This is a genomic window from Xanthomonas bonasiae (assembly GCF_017163705.1).
GTDB lineage: Bacteria > Pseudomonadota > Gammaproteobacteria > Xanthomonadales > Xanthomonadaceae > Xanthomonas_A > Xanthomonas_A bonasiae.
Map to the genome: position 1 here is coordinate 16,386 of NZ_JAFIWB010000001.1, position 18,136 is coordinate 34,521.

At 64.1% G+C, this 18,136-nt stretch carries 14 protein-coding genes; 2 read left to right on the forward strand and 12 right to left on the reverse strand.

The annotated features are described in order from the left end of the window. Positions 1-12: 12 nt before the first annotated feature. The 12 genes from JR064_RS00025 to JR064_RS00080 form a co-directional block, all read right to left on the reverse strand. Positions 13-1,335, reverse strand: coding sequence for an FAD-binding protein (locus tag JR064_RS00025; protein WP_206228407.1), 1,323 nt, complete (start codon positions 1,333-1,335; stop codon positions 13-15). A 45-nt stretch (positions 1,336-1,380) separates the two neighbouring features. Beyond that, entirely contained in the window at positions 1,381-1,590 is a 210-nt protein-coding gene (locus JR064_RS00030; RefSeq protein ID WP_241092776.1) for an MbtH family protein, read from the reverse strand. Positions 1,591-1,628: 38 nt separating this feature from the next. After that, positions 1,629-1,970 (reverse strand): hypothetical protein, encoded by a 342-nt coding sequence (locus tag JR064_RS00035; protein WP_206228408.1) that lies wholly within the window; start codon positions 1,968-1,970, stop codon positions 1,629-1,631. Next, entirely contained in the window at positions 1,967-2,281 is a 315-nt protein-coding gene (locus tag JR064_RS00040) for a hypothetical protein (RefSeq protein WP_206228409.1), read from the reverse strand. The genes JR064_RS00035 and JR064_RS00040 overlap by 4 nt, the downstream gene beginning before the upstream one ends. 15 nt (positions 2,282-2,296) lie before the next feature. Further along, entirely contained in the window at positions 2,297-3,076 is a 780-nt protein-coding gene (locus JR064_RS00045; RefSeq protein WP_206228410.1) for an ABC transporter permease, read from the reverse strand. Continuing rightward, a complete protein-coding gene (locus JR064_RS00050; RefSeq protein ID WP_206228411.1) occupies positions 3,069-4,121 on the reverse strand; it encodes an ABC transporter ATP-binding protein in 1,053 nt (350 codons plus the stop codon). Before JR064_RS00050 ends, JR064_RS00045 begins: the two co-directional genes overlap by 8 nt. Then, positions 4,118-5,554, reverse strand: a complete 1,437-nt coding sequence (locus JR064_RS00055; protein WP_206228412.1) for a PfaD family polyunsaturated fatty acid/polyketide biosynthesis protein — start codon at positions 5,552-5,554, stop codon at positions 4,118-4,120. The genes JR064_RS00050 and JR064_RS00055 overlap by 4 nt, the downstream gene beginning before the upstream one ends. Before the next feature lie 76 nt (positions 5,555-5,630). Continuing rightward, complete coding sequence (locus JR064_RS00060) at positions 5,631-11,162, reverse strand: SDR family NAD(P)-dependent oxidoreductase (RefSeq protein ID WP_206228413.1); 5,532 nt, start codon at positions 11,160-11,162, stop codon at positions 5,631-5,633. A gap of 26 nt (positions 11,163-11,188) precedes the next feature. Continuing rightward, positions 11,189-11,563 carry a phosphopantetheine-binding protein gene (locus JR064_RS00065; protein WP_206228414.1) on the reverse strand — a complete coding sequence of 125 codons (375 nt, stop codon included), beginning with the start codon at positions 11,561-11,563 and terminating at the stop codon, positions 11,189-11,191. A gap of 53 nt (positions 11,564-11,616) precedes the next feature. Further along, positions 11,617-13,179, reverse strand: coding sequence for an HAL/PAL/TAL family ammonia-lyase (locus tag JR064_RS00070; protein ID WP_206228415.1), 1,563 nt, complete (start codon positions 13,177-13,179; stop codon positions 11,617-11,619). A 49-nt stretch (positions 13,180-13,228) separates the two neighbouring features. After that, positions 13,229-14,602, reverse strand: a complete 1,374-nt coding sequence (locus JR064_RS00075) for an AMP-binding protein (RefSeq protein WP_206228416.1) — start codon at positions 14,600-14,602, stop codon at positions 13,229-13,231. A 29-nt stretch (positions 14,603-14,631) separates the two neighbouring features. Further along, complete coding sequence (locus tag JR064_RS00080; protein WP_206228417.1) at positions 14,632-15,417, reverse strand: alpha/beta fold hydrolase; 786 nt, start codon at positions 15,415-15,417, stop codon at positions 14,632-14,634. 752 nt (positions 15,418-16,169) lie between these two features. On the opposite strand from JR064_RS00080, the gene JR064_RS00085 reads away from it, so the two are divergent. Next, positions 16,170-16,427: a hypothetical protein gene (locus JR064_RS00085; protein WP_206228418.1), complete on the forward strand. Its 258-nt coding sequence runs from the start codon at positions 16,170-16,172 to the stop codon at positions 16,425-16,427. Positions 16,428-17,734: 1,307 nt separating this feature from the next. Then, positions 17,735-18,100, forward strand: coding sequence for a hypothetical protein (locus tag JR064_RS00090; RefSeq protein ID WP_206228419.1), 366 nt, complete (start codon positions 17,735-17,737; stop codon positions 18,098-18,100). Positions 18,101-18,136: the final 36 nt, after the last annotated feature.

Genomic DNA, 18,136 nt, shown 5'->3' on the forward strand with positions numbered 1-18,136 from the left:
TTGGGTCCTGGTTCAATCACGTGCCAATGCGTCGAACAGCGTCTCGCCCAGCATGTGCTGACACAGCCAGACACTGTTTTCCTTGCCGCTGTAGGTCGATTCGCCGCCCAGCATTTCCACCGGCGAAAAGCCAGTCGCCAGGCCCACCGCGTACAGGCCAGGCAGCGGCGCTCCGGTCGCATCGAGCAGACGGCTCTGCTGATCGACATAGACGTCGGTGTAGTGGCCATGCAGCGACACCGGGGCGCCACGCGCGTTGACGATCGGCACTTCCGGCATGGTGTAGCCACTGGCGAACACGACCAACGCAAGCCGCTCCCAATCCACGTCCACCGCATCGTAGGCCGCGTCGCAGCTGGGCAGCTCCAGCAGGCGCACACGTGGCTCAGGCCCGCAGCCGCCGAGTCCGATCATCGCCCGGTACAGGTCCTTGGCATCGCCGCGCAGGCCTGCGATCGGATAGACCTGGCCGCGTTTTCCGACATCGGCGTCGGCGTAGGCGGCATAGCCGTCGGCAGTGGCGTCCGCGCAGGTGTCGTAGAACAGTTTAGGAGCGGCACGGGCCAGCAGCGCAATCGCACCGTGCTCGGTCAGCAGGTCGTCGCCAAATTGCTTGAGCAGCAGGCCGGCGGAGGCGAAGGCGCTGTGGGAGCCTCCGACGATCGCCACCACCGGCGCGTCGTAGCCGTCGAGCCAGGCCTGCGCAGCGCGTAGGCCATCGGCCTGCAGCAACCGGTCGGAACTCATCATCAGCGGCGATTCGGCGGCGCCGTTGCGCCGCGCCGCCGCGGCCAATGCCGCGCCTACCCGCCGCGGCACGTGGGCGTTGCCGCCGGTGGCCATCAGCACGCGCTGGCAGGAAACGCGTCGCAGCTCATGCGACCGCGTATCGCGCAAGGTGATCTCGAACTGCGAGGGCATCACTATCCGGATCTGCTCGGCATGGGTGCCCAGAAACACCTTCGACTCGGGAAACTGCGCGAATGCGTCCTGCAGATCGCGGCCGATTTCATCGAGCAGCTCGCCGGCCAGTGGCAGAGGCAGCACCCGATCGCGATACTCGGCCACGCGCGCACGCGCGGACGCCTCCAGGCTGCGCCGCAGGAAGGGCGATGCGGTGCCGTGCTCCAGGCACTCGACGAAGGTCGCACCGGTCGAGTTGGAGTTGATCTGATAGTGGCCGAGACGACCCGCGCAGAGACTGTCGGAGCCCTCCACCAGGGCCAGACCGCGACCGAGCAGCTCCGGCAATCTACCCGACCAGGCGCCGTACACCAGTGGCCCGGTGCCAGAAGGCCCTCCGCCGATGACCACGGTGCGGTAGTGGGCGCTCATGTACTCCGTCCCTCGTCCGCGTATGACAAAGTCGATCGCACCGGCTTAGCCGCCCGCCTGCATGCGCTGCCTCAGGCTCAACGGGCGCATGTCCGTCCACACCTCCTTGATGTACTCCAGGCACTCGTCCTTCTTGCCCTGCTTGCCGGCATCGCGCCAGCCCAGGGGAATTTCCTTGCCTTCCGGCCAGATCGAGTACTGCTCCTCGTGATTGACCACAACCACATAGATGCGGTCATCGGACATCTCTTCCATCGTGTCGGCTCCGTTCAACTATTGAAATTCTTGGGTGATCAGGAGGCGGGAACCGTCAGCGGCCGCAGACGTCCCACACCGGTCAAGGAGGACAGATCCAGCGTCGCCTCGCACTCCACATCGACGAAATCCAGACTCAGGCGCCCAACCAGCACCACTTCACCGCGTCCGGCGTCGAAATCCGCGCCGCTCAGGTCGCAGCGCGCGCGCTCCAGGGGTACGCCCAGTTCGGTCTCGCCGCGGGTTTCGGTGAAGCGCAGCAGCACGTAGTCGCGGGTGAGGCTGTCGCGCAACTCCTGCGCGTCGGCATAACGTGGCATCGCCACCCTGCGCGGCTGCGCGGCAAGGAATTCAACCAATTCGCTCGTATCCCCGCTCATGCGCCGTGCTCCTGCGCTGCTTCGAGCACCTCTGCCGGAACGGCGAAGCCCAATTGCTGTTCGCAGAACGCGATCCAGTCCGCGTCTACGGCGTCGAACAGCACGTACTCGTCCTTGTACACGTCGTCGGTGACCACGTAATTCTCCTGGACATACACGATGTCCGCGTCGGTCAGCGCCCGCGGCACGGCCGTGGCACTACCGCTTGCCGGGGCCGGCCGCACCGCTTCGGCTTTTTCTTCCCACTTTGAGTAGCCGCGCAGTTGCGCAAGCAGGTAAGCCTTGCAATAGATACCCATGGTTTTCGCCATCCTCCACCTCCGTCGTCAGTGCCCCCCGAGCAAGCCTTTGCGCTTGACCCGACGAATCATCAAGTTAAAGAAAATTATTCCCACCACCACGTAGCCGACCGCATTCGCCACTGCCTGCATCAGCGTCTGCGGGTCCATCGTTCCGTACACCAACAACTGGCGCAGGAACACCACGCTAGGCACCATCGGCAGCGCCATGCCGAGCGGCTTGAGGTACTGCGCCCAGCCGCTTGTCAGGCTTTCGAACGGGGTGAACATCAACGCCAGGGTCAGCAGCTGGACGGCGGGCAGGATCGCGCTGACGCGCTTTACCTGTAGCGCGAACGCACCGATCAACATGCCTATGCCGATCGCCGAAAGGACCAGCGTGGCCACCGGGAGCACCACCCACGGCGATAGATTGATGCGGCTGCCGGTGAACAACACGAGCAGCGACACGATCAGCACGACCGTGACGACATCGCTCACGCTCTCGGCCAGCGCCCGGATCAGAAACATCGCATCCTTGCGGTAGCCGGACAGGAACAGGCTCTCCAGCACGCCGGTGTCGGCATCCTGCTGGATCGCCATCGGGGTCTTGTTGACGCTTTTGGTGACAAGCACCCAGGCCGAATAGCCCACCACCATCGTATCCAGGCGTTCGCCGAACACCTGCTGTCCAGACAGGTACTGCGCGCCCATGAAGAGGCCATAGAACATCAGCGTGTTCAGCACCAGGCTACTGACGAAGTTGGCCGGGTAGCGCAGGTTAAGCACGAACGAGCGGATCAGTTCGATGTAGAAAAGCCTAAGCATCCACGTGCTCCCCTGTAAGACGCAGGAATATTTCGGTCAGGTCGGCTTTGCGTCGGCCAACATGCTCCACCGCGGCCGGGCGCAGCGCCTGCAGCACCTCGTAGAGCAACTCGCCTTCGTCGGGCAGGTACACCTTTTCGCCGACCACGCGCGCATCGAAGCGGCCCTCGAGGCGCGCCTTTGCGTCGGCGTCCAGCGCCTGCGCCATGCAAATCTCGTAACCGAACGGCGAATACTCGCGGGTCAGCTCCTGGGTGCGCGATGTCTTGACGACGCTGCCGTGGTGAATGATCGCGATCCGATCCGACAGGTTTTCGGCGATGTCGAGCTGGTGCGTGGTCAACACGATCGCCGAGCCCTCCGCTGCCAGTTCGCGGATGATGTCGAGCATCTGCGCCACCGAGCCCACATCCAGCCCAAGCGTGGGCTCATCCAGGAACAGGACCCGCGGGCGGTTGAGCAGGGCCACCGCGATGGCCAGCTTCTGCATCATGCCGCGCGAAAGCTGGTGCACCTGATGACGGCTCCTGCCGCTCAAGCCGAACCGCTCCAGCAGCGCGCGGGCCTGCGCCGATGCCTCGGCGATCGACATCCCCTTCAGCACACCGAAGTAGCGCAGGTTCTCGAACGGCGTCATCCGCCAGTAGATGTTGCGATTGCCTTCCAGCAATGCGCCGATCGCGGCGCCAGCGCCCCGGTCCTTTTGCGGATCGAGCCCATTGATGCGGATACGGCCGGCGTCGGGCGACAGCAAACCCACGCACATCTTGATGGTCGTGGTCTTGCCGGCGCCGTTCTGGCCGAGGAAGGCGAATACTTCACCGGCTCCGACCTCGAAGGAGACGTCCTTGACCACCGCATGGTTGCCAAAGGTCTTGCACAGACCAGACACCGCCAGCAATGGAGCGGTGGACGCACCGGCGATCGCCAGCGGCTGCGTTTGCCGCGCCGACGACGGCAACGCAGCCAATCCAGCCTCGGTGCGCTCGGGCATCAACGCTTCTGCCAGAGCGACGGGCGGGGAACCGGGGTTATTCGTGCTCATCGCGATGCTTCCGAAAGTGCGCGCAAGCGCGTCGCCAACGCCGCAGCGGCGTCCTCCATCAGGCGCTCGGCGATCTGCGCCACCCGCCGCGCGCGCCAGGACTCGAGCGGCGTTCCACGCACCCACAGATTGAAGGCACCCATTGCCGGGCCGCAGTGAATCTGGAAATTGGCCCGCTCCTGCGCATTCCCATCGAGGGCGAGGCGGGTGGTGCGAACGAAGTAAAAGCGGAAGATCAATGCCATCTTGTGCTTGGGCAACTGCTCAGCCTTGTCCAGTTCCCTCGGACAGGCGCGTCGACAATAGGCGCAGGTCTCCTCCCATACCTCATCCAGGCTCCTGCCAAAGTACTTGTCCTCCAGCAACGCGCGGGTACGCGCGTCCAGCGCGTCGATCCCCTCGAGCCGCTGGTACAACTCGTAGAGTTTGTTGGCGCGCGCGGGAAACTGAAGCTTGGCCTTGAGCACCTGTACTCGCGCGCCGAGTTCGAACATATCCCCGGCCGGCGCGAGACAGGTATCGTCCACGTCGGCCTCCTGCAGCAGGTCCTTGACCACGTCGCTAGTGCCGGCCTCGACCGTGCATTGATTAATCGAGCCGGTGGCGACGAAGTCCGCCCCCATCGCGAACGCAGCGGCGATGGCGCGCGGCGTACCCAGCCCGCCGGCCATCCCGACGCGGATCGATGGGCGTGGCGCATTCGGCAGCAGCGCATACTCGGCCAGGATACGGTCGCGCAGGTCCTGAATCGCCGGCACTAGGACCGATGCCACGCCCTGATCCGTATGCCCGGCCGAATCGGACTCCACACATATGTCTGCCGCGACCGGGGCGTGCAACGCGGCATCCGCCTCGCCCTCAGACAGGGCGCCACTCGCACGCAACGCCTGCACGATCTCCACCGGCGCCGGCCGCATGAACTGTGCCGCCACGGCTGGGCGCGATACCTTGGCGATCACGGCATTGGGCACGAACACGCTGCCGTCGGCGCGGCGACCGGCACCGCTGAAGCGATAGCGCACCACACTGGGCAGCACCCGCAAGTACGCAGAGGCTTCCACGGTGCGAATGCCGCGCCGCAGATACAAGTCCACCAGCCGCTCCTCGCGTACCGGGTCGACGTAGTCGCAGAGCAGGTTGATGCCGTATGTGGCCTCGCCGCCGAATTGCGATTGCACCGCATCGATCGCGCGCTCGACCTTGTCCGGCGACAACCCACCAGTGCCGATGAACCCCAGCACGCCGGCGTTTGCCAAGGCCAGCACCAGATCGGGCGAGCTGATCCCCTTGTACATCGAGCCCGCGTAGTAGGCATACCTGACCCCATGCGCACGTCGGAACTCCGCGCTGCCCAGATGGCGCGCAGCGATCCCGCCTGCATGTGACAGCGAGGTCTCCGGCGGTGGTGCGAGCAATGCCTCGATGATGTCCACGCCTAATCCTCGCCACGGCGCATCTGCACGGTCGCAGCCCGCTGCGCGAATGCGTCGGGGGCCGAGCCAGTCCGCGTCATATCGCACCCTCTTCACGGTTCTCGCGCTCTTCGCTGCCGACCGCCTGCGCCTGCTGGACCCATTGCCGCAATTGCAGGTGTTCGCTGATCTGGGCGATCGTGGGCGCCTTGAAGATCGTTCCCAATTCGATACTCATGCCAAGCCTGGCCCGCAGCTTCCCCGGGATCTGCGTCACCAGCAGCGAGTCGCCGCCAAGGAAGAAGAAATTGTCGTGGATGCCGATCTGGTTCATGCCGAGCAATCCCTTCCAGATCTCCACCAACACTTCTTCCAGCTCGTTCGTCGGCGCGACGTACTCGCTGTCGATCTCGGGACGGTCGTTCCACTGGTCAGACGCGTCATTGCCCGTCTCCGTCGCGTAATGTTCCATCGCCCGGCGGAAGTCACGCTTGCTCACCATCACCTGTGCCGGCGCGCTGGCCGAGAGGATCATCAGCAGCGCTTCGACGCCTTCCTGTGGCGCGATGCCCTCGGCGTCATCGGCTCCACGCGCACGCACGACGGCTTCGTCCGGCCTATCCGCGGCCTCGCCCGGCATCGCCGCAGCATCTGCGACCCGGCGGATCGAGAACCCTTCGACCTCTCCAAGACGGGCGCCGTTCGGCGCGTAGAGGGTGACGTCCAGCACCACGATCTCGTCGTCGACCGCGCGCTCGCCCTTGATCGCCACGTGGGCGAGCAACGTGCCTGGCAGCGTCGCCACCATGCTCAGCTGCTGGTAGCCCAGCGGCAAGAACCGCTGTTGCGCGGAATCCTCGGCTTCGGAATGCAGCCAGAGCGCATTAGCCACGCCGGTGGCCAGATCGGCCAGCGCAGGGTGGAATACGTAGTCGCGCAGGTCGTGAGCGTAGGCATCGGGCAGGCGCAATTCGATCAGCGCCTCTCGCTCAGCGGCCTCGACCCGCAACAGCGACTCCCAGCGCCCGCGCAACGACAGCCATTCCCCCCGCGGCAAGCCGTCGCCGGCGCGACCGGCGAAGTCCCAGACGCGTTGTGCGCAGCGCGCACGCAGCGCCGCCAGGTCGTCCGCGCAGCCTTGCCCCACCCGCCCACTCTGCACGGCCGGCACCAGCGCACCGATCACGCCGTCGTCCCAGCGTCCCTGTGTCGATTGGCGCTGCACACGCAGCCGAAACCCATCACCGTCGGCTGCCAACTTCAGCCGGAACGCCGTACCCGCCACCGGATCCACCGGCATCGGCGCCAAGAACAGCAGATCGCGCACCGTCGCCGCCCTGCCCGGCCGCACCTGCTCCCACGCGGCCAGGATCATCTCCAGCACCGCCGTTCCCGGCACCACCGGCAGGCCCTGAATTCGGTGCTCATCGACGATCCAGTGCCGCTGCGGATGCAGGTGTGTGGCGAACTCGTACCCGCCGTCCTGAAGCGTCCACATCCTGTCCAGCAAAGGATGCGTCAGCTCGCGGGCCTCGCCGACCTGTTCGGCGGCGCCGGCACCGAACAGACCGGCGCGCGCGGCCATGCCTACCTCGGTCCAGCCATCCCAGTCGATCGATATCACCGGCACGCCTGTACGCGACCAGTCGCTTGCCGCAAGATCCATCGAGGCGTTGGCGCCGCAGTAGTCGACCTGCCCGGAACCGCCAATGACGCCGAACAGCGACGCATGCAGCACGACCAGGTCCAGCGCATCGCCGCCAAACACCCGGCGCAGCACATGGGTACCGCGGACCTTGGGTTCGAGCACCGCGGCGGCCACCTCGCGCGTCTTCAACTGCATGATGCCGCCGCCGGACACGCCAGCGGCATGCATGATCCCATCGATTCCGCCAAAGCGCTGGTGGATCTTTTCGCGCAACGCGCGCATCTGAGACTCGTCGGTGACGTCGACCGCCTCCACCAGCACCTGCGCGCCCAGCGACTCCAGGCGCCGTACCAAGCGGATACGCTCGCTGGTGGCGTCGTCGTGAGCATGCTCGGCCATCCAGCTGCTCCATTCCGTCGGCGGCGGCAGGCCATTGCGACCGGTCAGCACCAGACGCGCGCGGAACTCGCGCGCGAGCCGTTCGGCGAAGACCAGGCCCAGACCGCCCAGGCCGCCGGTGATCAGGTAGACGCCCTCATTCCTGAATGCCGGACGGACCTCAGCCGCGCGCCCGAGCGTGGGATCCCAACGCTCGTTCTCCAGTTCGAACCGGTGGGTTCCGCGATACGCCACGCTGCGCCCCGGCTCGCCTGTCAACGCCAATTCCCTGAGCACCTGCCCGACCAACCGCGCATGGTCTCCGGCCGGCACGTCGAGGTGACGCGCGCGGATCGATGGCTGCTCGTAGCCGACCACCCGCACCGGCCCCAGTACTGCGCCCTTGGGCGGATCCATCGGCTCCTCGCCGCTGACGTCGGCCAGCCCGCTGGACAGCACGTCCAGTCCGATCTCGCCCGCGTCGGGCAGCTGCCCCAGCGCCTGCACCAGGTGCAGCAGACTGTAGAAACCCAGGTCGTAGGCGCGGTCCACGTCGCCGCCAACATCGTCGGCACACCATGCATGCAGGATTCGCGTGGGCCGCAACCCGCAGGCGTCGAGATCCATCAGCAACCGCGTGTAGTCCTCGGCGTGCCCGGCGCGGATGGTCGCGACGGCGTCATGACGGCCCCAGGCATAGGCTTCGCCTTCATGCACCAGCGTGATCGCCTGGTCGACGGCGGCCAGCGCCGCACCGATGCGCTCGGCCAGCCCGCGCCGGTCGGCGAACAGCAGCCACTGCGCGCCTGCCTCGAACGTCGCGGGCGCCGGTGGCGGCGTGCGTCTCCAGACCGCGATGCGGTACCACTCTTCGGGCGGCAGCACGCCCGTCGCCGGCGGCAAGCCTGGTTCAGCCGAAGCCCGGTAATCGATCCAGTAGCGCTTGCGCTCCAGCGGATAGGTGGGCAATTCGACGCGACGCCCGCCCCCGCCAGCGTCGTCCAGCGCGGCCCAATCCATCGACGCACCGTACGTCCATAGCGCGGCGACGGCCCCGCGCATCGCGTAAGTCGCATCCAACTGCTGGCGTGGATGGCCGAGCGAGGAAATCGTGTCGGGCTTGCGATCGCCGCCGAGCTGGCGCAGGAATTGCGACAGGGTCGCGCCTGGGCCAACCTCCAGATGCACTCGATCGTGATCGGCGGCGAGCAGACGCGCGCCTTCGGCGAAGCGCACGGTGCCCCGCAGGTGACGGGACCAGTAGCCCCCCGAAGTCGCCTGCTCCGGTTTGATCCAGTCGCCGGTGACATTGGAAACGTAGGGGATGGTCGGGGCCTGCAACGCCATCCCTTCGAACTCGCGCTCGAATTGCGCCAGGATCGGTTCCATCATCGCTGAGTGGAATGCATGCGAGGTACGCAAGCGACGCACCTCCACCGCCTGCTCCTGCAGGCGGGCCTCCAGCGCGGCGATCGCATCCGCTGGCCCCGACAGCACGGACGATTGCAACGTGTTGACAGCGGCCAGGTCGATGCCGTTGCCCAGGTAGGCACTCACATCGGACTCGCCCAGCGGGACCGAGATCATGTCGCCCGCAGGCAGCGATTGCATCAGCCGCCCACGCACAGCAATCAGGCGAAGCGCGTCGGCCAGTTCGAAGACGCCGGCCAGGCTCGCCGCCACATACTCGCCGACGCTGTGGCCGATCATCGCTGACGGGGTTACGCCCCAGGATTTCCACAGGGCGGCCAGAGCCCAGGACACGCTGAACAGCGCCGGCTGGGTGATCCAGGTCTCGTCCAGGCGCGCCGCGACCGCTTCGGCGTCCGTCTCTGAGGGATACAGAATTTCGAGCAAATCCAGGCCCAGGTGCGGGCGCAGCAAGTGCGCGCACTCGCGCAGCGCGGACGCGAACACCGGCTCGTCGCGGTAGAGCGACGCCGCCATCCCGACCTTCTGCGCGCCTTGGCCCGGGAACAGGAAGACCACCGGGCGCCCGCTGGACACTTCCACCCGGCGGCGCGCGGACTTGTCGAGCCCACGCAGCGCAGCGACCGCTTCTTCGCGACGGGAGGCCACGACCGCCGAACGCCACGCGTAAGCTTCGCGCCCGCGCTGCAGGGTGAAGGCCACATCGCGCAGGTCGGCCGCCGCCCCGCCTTCCAGATAGTCGGCCAGCCGTCTTTCGACCCGCGAGAGCGCGACTTCGCTCTTCGCCGACAATGGCAACACCAAGCAGGACGAGTGCGCTGGACGCTCCGCATCATCGACATATTCCTCCATCACCACATGCGCATTGGTGCCGCCCACACCGAAAGCGCTGACGCCGCCACGGCGCGGCACTTCGCCGCAATCCCACTCGCGCAACTCTGTATTGACGAAGAACGGGCTGGAGAGAAAATCGATGCGCGGATTGGGCGTGTGGAAATTGATCGAGGGCGGGATGCGCCGGTGCCGCATCGCCATCGCCATCTTGATGAGGCCACCGATCCCCGCAGCCGCATCCATGTGTCCGACATTCGGCTTGAGCGTACCCAGCGCACAGTAACCGCTGCGCTGGCTGTGCTGACGATAGGCGTCGGTCAACGCAGAGTGCTCGATCGGATCGCCGATCACGGTGCCGGTGCCATGGCTTTCCACATAGCTGATCGAATCAGCGCGGACATCGGCGAACGACATCGCCTCGAGGATCACATTGCGTTGGCCTTCGAAACTCGGCGCGGTGAAGCCGACCTTGTCGTCGCCGGAGTTATTAATAGCGCTTCCACGGATCACCGCGCAGATGGTATCGCCGTCGGCGACTGCATCCTCCAGGCGCTTCAGCACGATCGCACCAGCGCCATTGGAGAACACGGTACCCTTGGCTTCCGCATCGAATGCGCAGACCTTGCCCACTGGCGAGGTCATGTCACCATCCTGGTGCAGGTAGCCGCTCGGCGAGGCAAGTTCCAGACGCGCCGCGCCGGCAACCGCGGTGTCGCACTCATAGTCCAGCAAAGACTTGCAGGCCAGATGGACCGCGACCAGCGAGGTGGCGCAGGCCGATTCCACATACAGGCTGGGACCTCGCAGGTTCAGCCGATGGGAAATCCTCGTGCACACGTAGGACTTCATGTTGCCGAGCATCACCTGCATCTCGCGCGACAGGCTGCCGTCGACGGGCTCGAGTGGGTTGGCCGCCCACGGGCGCGCGTTGTGGATCAGATAGTTAAGCGAACCCGTTCCGCCGAAGACCCCGGTGCGTCCTCCATAGGACGAGAAGCCGAAGCCGGAGCGTTCCAGCGCCTCGTGCGCGCATTCGAGCAGTATCCGGTGCTGCGGATCGATGCACTCGGCTTCGCCAGGCGTGGTTCCGAAGAAGGCCGAATCGAAGGAGTCGATGCCTTCCGGGCCGCCGTACACCGGTACGTAACCTGGCAACTGGCGAACCTTGCGGCTTACGCCGGCCACGTCGAGTTCTTCTGGAGACACGGGTCGCAGCGATGCAACGCCGTCGCACAGGTTCTGCCAGAACGCCTCAGGAGAATTTGCCCCGGGAAATCGACACGCCATTCCAACGATGGCGATGGCGCCCTGAACGTGCGTAAGTTCGCTTGACTTCACATTACCCCCGAAAGCACTCGTAGCGTTCAGCCATTGCGGATTTTGTTTTTCTGTTCCAGCGCGATGCGGCGGCGCGCGCCGAAGTCCGCTTGCGCCTGGTCGCGATCGGAAGGCGCCAGCGCCTGCCCCAGATATTCGGCCAACAGACGCACTGTGGAATAGCGGAACAGATCAATCGCGCCCAGGCGCCGCACGTCGCCTTCGGCCACGCCGCTGCCTACGAAGCGCTTCTTTAGCGCGGCATCCAGTTCCAGAGCATTGACCGAACTGAGCCCCAGCCCGCCGCCGAACAGCGACATGTCCGAGTCGATCTCTTCCGGCGCGATATCTTCCAACCCAAGTTCACTGACGATCAGCTTCTTTATTTCCTGCTCCATCCACTTCATGTCGTGCGCTTGCATCAGTGCTCCACAAAATTAGAGGGAATCCGCACAGGCCGTTGCGCCAAGCAGGCTCACACGTACAAGCCCCAACGCTCTTGCCGCAGGTCCTGCAGCAACCCAAGCATCTCCACATCGAGCGCGCGGTCCTCATCAACAATCGCGATACGTTCGGACAAGTCCTTCAGCATCAAGGCTGCTTCGCCCTGCAGTTGGGTGCCAGGCGACACCCGCTGACGCAGCGCGATGCCCTGCCGTGCGGCAATCAGCATCGCCACTACCACCTGCTCGGTCAGCTCCAGTACCCGCAGGCAATCGCGCGCTGCGATCGTGCCCATGCTTACCTTGTCCTGGTTGTGGCATTCGGTGGAGCGTGAGAACACCGAGGCTGGCATGGTTTGCTTGAGCGCTTCCGCGGTCCACGCCGATACGCTGATCTGCAAGGCTTTCAGGCCGTGATTGATCGACACACGCGGACCAACGGAGCCCGAAAGGTTGGCTGGCAGGCCGTGGCTGTAGCGAGCATCCACCAACAGCGCAAGCTGCCGGTCGAGCAGGTCGGCGACGTTGGCGACCACGTTTTTCAAAGAGTCCATCGCAAACGCAATGTGGCCGCCGTAGAAGTGACCCCCATGGAGGATGCGGCCACGCGCAGGGTCGATCAGCGGGTTGTCGTTGGCACTGTTCAGCTCGGTTTCGATCAGTTGGCGCAGAAAAGGCAGCGCATCCTGCAATACGCCAATCACATGCGGCGCGCACCGCAGCGAGTAGCGGTCCTGCAAGCGTTGCTCGTTGCGCAACTCTCGTTCGCTCTTCAAGTCCTCGCGCAGGCGCTTGGCGATTGTCATCTGACCCGGGTGGGGTTTGGCAGCGAACAATACTTCGTCGAAGTGATGCGCATTGCCGGCGGTGGCGACCACGTTGTACGCAGTCAGACGCGTAGCGAGGCGGCAAACGTAATCGGCGCGTTTCCAGGCCAGACAGGCCAGGCCGGTCATCACCGCAGTGCCGTTCATGATCGCCAAGCCTTCCTTGGGGCGCAGGCGCAGCGGCGCCATGCCGATGTCGGCGAGCGCCTCGGCGGCAGGGCGGCGCGCGCCCTTGTAGAGGACCTCGCGCTCGCCACACAACACCGCGGCCACGTAGGACAGCGGTGTCAGATCGCCGCTTGCGCCTACCGAACCTTCGGCCGGAATCAGCGGCAACACGTCATGACGCAGCAGGCTGGCCAAGTTTTCCAGCAACTGCGGGCTCACCCCGGACACGCCGTAGGCCAGAGACGCCAAGCGCGCGGCGAGCACCGCACGGGTTTCGTCGGCGTCGAGGAACCGACCGAGACCGCAGCCATGGTAGGTGAACAAATGATGCGGCAGCTCGGCCACCAGGTCGGCAGGCACAGACACGGTACACGAATCACCGTAACCGGTGGTCACGCCATAGATCACCCCATTATCGGCGAGCATACGGTCCAGAAAGCCTGCGCCGTCCGCAATCTTCTTCTGGAATTCTGGGTCCTGACTGACCTGCGCGACGCGGCGCCGCGCTGCCAAGTCCCCCACGTCTTCGATCCGCAAACTTCCCGCGCCGAAGATAACGTTATTGGAATTCTCGATTTCTACAGGTGCAGATAGGTTCATCGCGGGCACTTTGAGAAGGAAGGGCAACCTGGCACGGCAGTAGCCGGGTTCAGGGGGAGGTCAGTTCGAACAAATCGCGTAACGCATGCTGAGTAACTTTGCCTTGGGCATTGACCGGTAGCGCCGAGACATAACGCCATCGCTGCGGTTGCAGCGTCGCATCGTGACTGGAGGCGAGCGAACTCTTGAGCATCTGGGTGAAGCGCCAGCGCCCCTCTGACTGCAACCGGGACCAGCCATCCGCGCTAGGGACGACCACTGCGGCAAGTTCGGTGCGCGCTCCGGTCAGAACAAGCACGCGTGCGTCCTCGACCGCGGTGTTCGCAGAGATCGCCGCATCCAGCGCGGTAAGCGATACCCGTCGATCCTCGAACTTGACGATGCGGTCGCCACGGCCAACCAGGCGGAAGCCTCCGGCGCCGTCGCTTTCGGCTAAATCCTCGCTGCGAAACCATTGCGCATCCGCAAGGAATGGCGAACGCACTTCCAGCCGGCCTTCGACGAGATTCCACTCCACGCCAGGCAGCGGCTTCCAGGTCGCCATGCCACTGCGGCGGCGCGAGGCGATACCTCCGGTCTCGCTGCTGCCATATATCTCGATCGCCTCCATGCCAAGCGTTGCGCACGCGTGGGCAGCGGCGTCCTCGTCAAGCGCACCGCCGGAGGAAAAAACCGCACGCAGCCGAGCGCGTGCCGACGACCAGTCCACCTCTACCGGCAATCGCTTGAGGTGCGCGGGGCTGGTCACAAGCACGCTGTGGCCTTGGCCAAGGGCATGTGACAGCTGCTCGTAAAAGAAAAGGCGCGAGCCAAATGGACGCCCCGCCGCAAGCGGCCACAGCACGCGAAACAGAAGTCCGTAGATGTGCTGATGGGAGACAGTGCCATACACCGCAGTCGCCTCAGGCGCAGCATCGACATCGCACACTTCGGCGAAGCGAGACTCGAGCGCCCGAACTTCCTCGCCGAGCTGGCGCAGGCGCTTGTCGAGCGCAACGGGGTCCCCGGTGGAACCAGAGGTGTAAACCGCCAATCCAGTCCGTTCGACGTCCAAGGGAGACCAATCGGGCGGATCGACCTGATACGGATCAGGCGGCGTGAGCGGCTCGAACTCCGCCGGCAGATCGCCGGCGTACCCATCGACACGCCCACGCATGCTCGACAGCGTCGCAGGCAGATTGTCGCTACACAGATAGACATACTTGTCCGCGTGCCACGCGCCAAACAATGCCGCCGCAAAGGCGAGACCGTCGTCGAAGTACAGCGCCCAATTCTTCCCGGCGCGGGCGGCAAACACATCCCGCCATGCAGCGACATGGCGACGGAACTCAGCATGCGTCACCAGCCTGCCGTCGACGAGCGCAGCCACGCGCGAATCGCAAGTACTGGCAGCAATGGCATGCACCGGCAGGAACTTCTGCATTTCGAACATCCTTGTTCTCATGAACCAACTTAGGTTGCTGTCGTGAACGCGTTGCGCCATTGGCGCTCATCGTCGGCAGCTATTGCTCCGGTTGCGCCGCAGCGATTGCCTACATCTCTCGCCAACGCGGCCATGATGTCCACCATTCGATCCCGCACCACGTTTTTCGACTCCCTCTGGAGGTAAAAGTGCCCACCAGGGTAAATCTCGGAGCGGAACTGCGCAGTGTGCGTCTTCCACGCCAGAACAGTCTGGATATCAACATGAGGATCGTCCCTGCCCCCGAAAGCCAGGATGGGCACGTGGCGCAGTGGCGCGCCGGAATATCGGTAATTGAATGCCATTTCCAAGTCGTTTCGCAGCACCGCCACCACCAAGTCCAACAACTCCTCGTTCTGGAGCAGTTCGTCCGGTGTTCCGTTCAATTCCCGCAGTGCGTCAATGAATTGTTCACGCGGAAGATCAAATAGCCGCCGCGTATACGGCAGGTGTGGCGCTTGCTTTGCCGACACAATCAGCTGACTCGGGCATGGCAACTTCGCCGCAGCCAATGCGCGCGCCAGTTCGTAGGCAACGATCGCGCCAAGGCTATGGCCGAAGAAAACGAAGGGCTTATCGGTGCAAGCCGCAAACACCGGCACCAAACGTTCCACCAGACGCGGCAACGACGCTTCGAGCGGCTCTGTCATACGCCTCGCGCGGCCCGGCGTTTCCAAAATGCATAGCTCGACCTCGGCCGGCATCGCATTTGCCCATTGCCTGAAGACAGGATCGGTGCTGCTGCCCCCCGCATAAGGAAAGCAGAACAGCCTCACTGACGCGCGTTCCCGTTTGTACGGGACAGGCAGCCAAGCGTCAGGCCAATTGCTAGTTCGATGCCGCATTGCGCTCTTTTCCCTAAGAACTGAATGGAGTACTGCAGCGTCATCCTCGATGACGACACACATCATTGCCGCATCGCCAAAAACTATCGCGTGCTGCGATTCAGTACTCGTCTTTCCACCCCGAGCCACAGTAGCGCAGAGAAATGCCGATGTAAACCATCCTGAGATGCAAAGCCCACAAGACGCGTCGCAGCCCTTGAAACAAGGATTTTTCCGCAACCGAGTCGATCACGCCGTCTCGCGTTTAGCGAAATTTATCCCATAAATTATTTTTGTCTACGCATTCGATTTGTTTTCAATGTAGGCCAATTTCGAGAAATTTATTTGCCACGCGACTGGGTGATCTTCGACTGAGAGAATTGACCCAAAAGAGCGACATTGCGCAGATACATGGAGGATTCCTCCATGCAACCCATGCGGCTGCTTTGGGCAAGCGCTCACAGGTCCGTCGCGAGATCTCTGCGTGAGTTGAGCAGATGGCGCGGTGAGGGCAACTGCTCGGCTCGGTCGAACCGCGTGATCCGGTGTTGGAGCGAGCAGGTCGGCAGTCTTGCGCTGACGAGGGCGGCGCGGAGTCATTTTTTGCAGCAGTGGTACGCACTGCGTGATCGACGATAGAGATCCCGACGTTGCGCCGCGTTGCCCAGCTCGCGACGTGTTGGACAACGCCCCAACGAGACACGATGCTCAACTTTCACCGCTTGCTGAAGCCCTACGCGCTGACTAAGCAGATGGGAAAGCCGCTCAACACGCATTTGACGCGCGCTGGCTATAGCCAGCGCGCCGGCATGCTTGTCGATATGACCTTATCGCTGCCCCGCTCGACGATGAATGTCGATCACGCACGATCCGCAGACGCATCAGACCAAAAAATAACAGGCGGCACTTCGGGGCGAGGACACACTCAGTGGCCGCAAGCATTTTCCGGCCTGGTTCACTAGATCAGCTGCGCCCTGACCGACGTTGTCAATGTGACGTTCGCGCTCGCATTGCCATGGAAAAAGAATACAGCGTGTTTTGGCGGCAGCGGGCTGCACCGGAGCCGGTAGAAGCGAGCGCTGCAGGCCTAGCGAAGTGTCTCATCGCGACCAAGCGCCCGACGAGCCAGGCCATTGGCAACCAGCGCGCGTGTCACCGCAACAGCTATCCGCCACCGAAGAGCCGAAAAGAGCATCGGCTCCGAAGGGGATGCATTTTCCTTCGGCTCGCCTCAAGTTGTTCAACACAGCGGGCGTGCTCGCGATGGCTCATCCCGAGGGCATACTGCTCCTTGGGGGCTCGGGTCTGCTGAACGATGGTCTTGACGGTGCTCGCATCCCGGAGGCTGACAGATATGAGCCGCGCCCCGTGCGCGCAGGCAGGCCAAACCGACGGGCACGCCTCACCACCACTGGCTCGACGGCGCTTCGCGGGAGAACGTCACTGCGACGGCACCGAGTGCTGCACCTCCAGTGCCGGAAGAGCGAGGGCCCTTGCCGTCGTTGAATCTCCAACTGACCGTCTATGCCCCACTCGGCAGCTTCACGCCGCCAGGGATCAGCCCCGGCGGCGACATGCCATCAAGGCTCTTCAAGAGCCCTTCCAGCGCCGCCCCTATGCTGCGATGGCTGCAAAGCGCCGCCGCCGCAACACCACGCCGTCAGACACGGCCCGCGCGATGCTGTATTTGGCGGCCTCGCCCGAAGCGCGCCTACGATCATCCGAATGCGCAAAGGGACCTTCAACTACTAGCGTCGCGGGTGAGGAAATGCGCGAAGCGCATGGACGCGAACACGAGTAAGTAAGGAAGGAAAAAGAAAAACGCCCGCAAATCGTTGATTTGCGGGCGTTTCCTTGACACTGGCGGAGTGAGAGGGACACAATTTAAAATCCTCTAACCCATTGATGCCGATCGTCTTTTCCCACCTGGGCACCCGCAATTTGTGTCCAAGGGATGGTCCTGCGTCCGGGATCGTAGCCGAGGCGGAATGCAATGTGGATCCCCCAGGCCCATGCCGCTCGCCGTCCAGGCGAGCAAGTCCCAGGGCCACCAACGGCACGTGATCGGGAGCACGGCACCTCACCAGAGCGGCCCACCGGCGATGCCGATCATTGACCGTCGCCTGACCCCTTCTAGGCATCCATGGACATGGGAAAGCCAACTTTGCGGCGCCTATTAATATTTGTGAAATAGCGCAGGAATTTGCGCTTGCGGTATGCCGGCTTGGTGCTTGGATGAGGGCTCCCCCACAGGCTCCAAGGAGCAACAATGCAATCCGAACTGACCCTTCATATCGCCAGTCGTCTCATCACCGGGCTCCTTTGCCAGGAGCGGCATTGCCGCCTGTCCGACCGCATCGACGACATCCGACATGCGCTGGACGTGGCCGCCGAAATGCTGCGCCAGCACGGCGGAGGCAACGCCGCGCCTTCCGCCCACGACTATGCCCCGCCCAAACCCGCGCCGACGCCGCCACCATCATCGCCACCGCAAGCACCGCGCCTGCAAGAGATTCGAACCCGGGAGGCGATCGTGGTGCGCGACATGCCGTCCGTCGAAGAGTGGCGCAAGAACCGCCGGCGCAAGGAAGCCCCGGATCCGGTGGCGAACAAGAAGAAGCCGACGCTTCACTGATACGCACCGCCCCAACAACAAAGTGCCCCGCAAGCG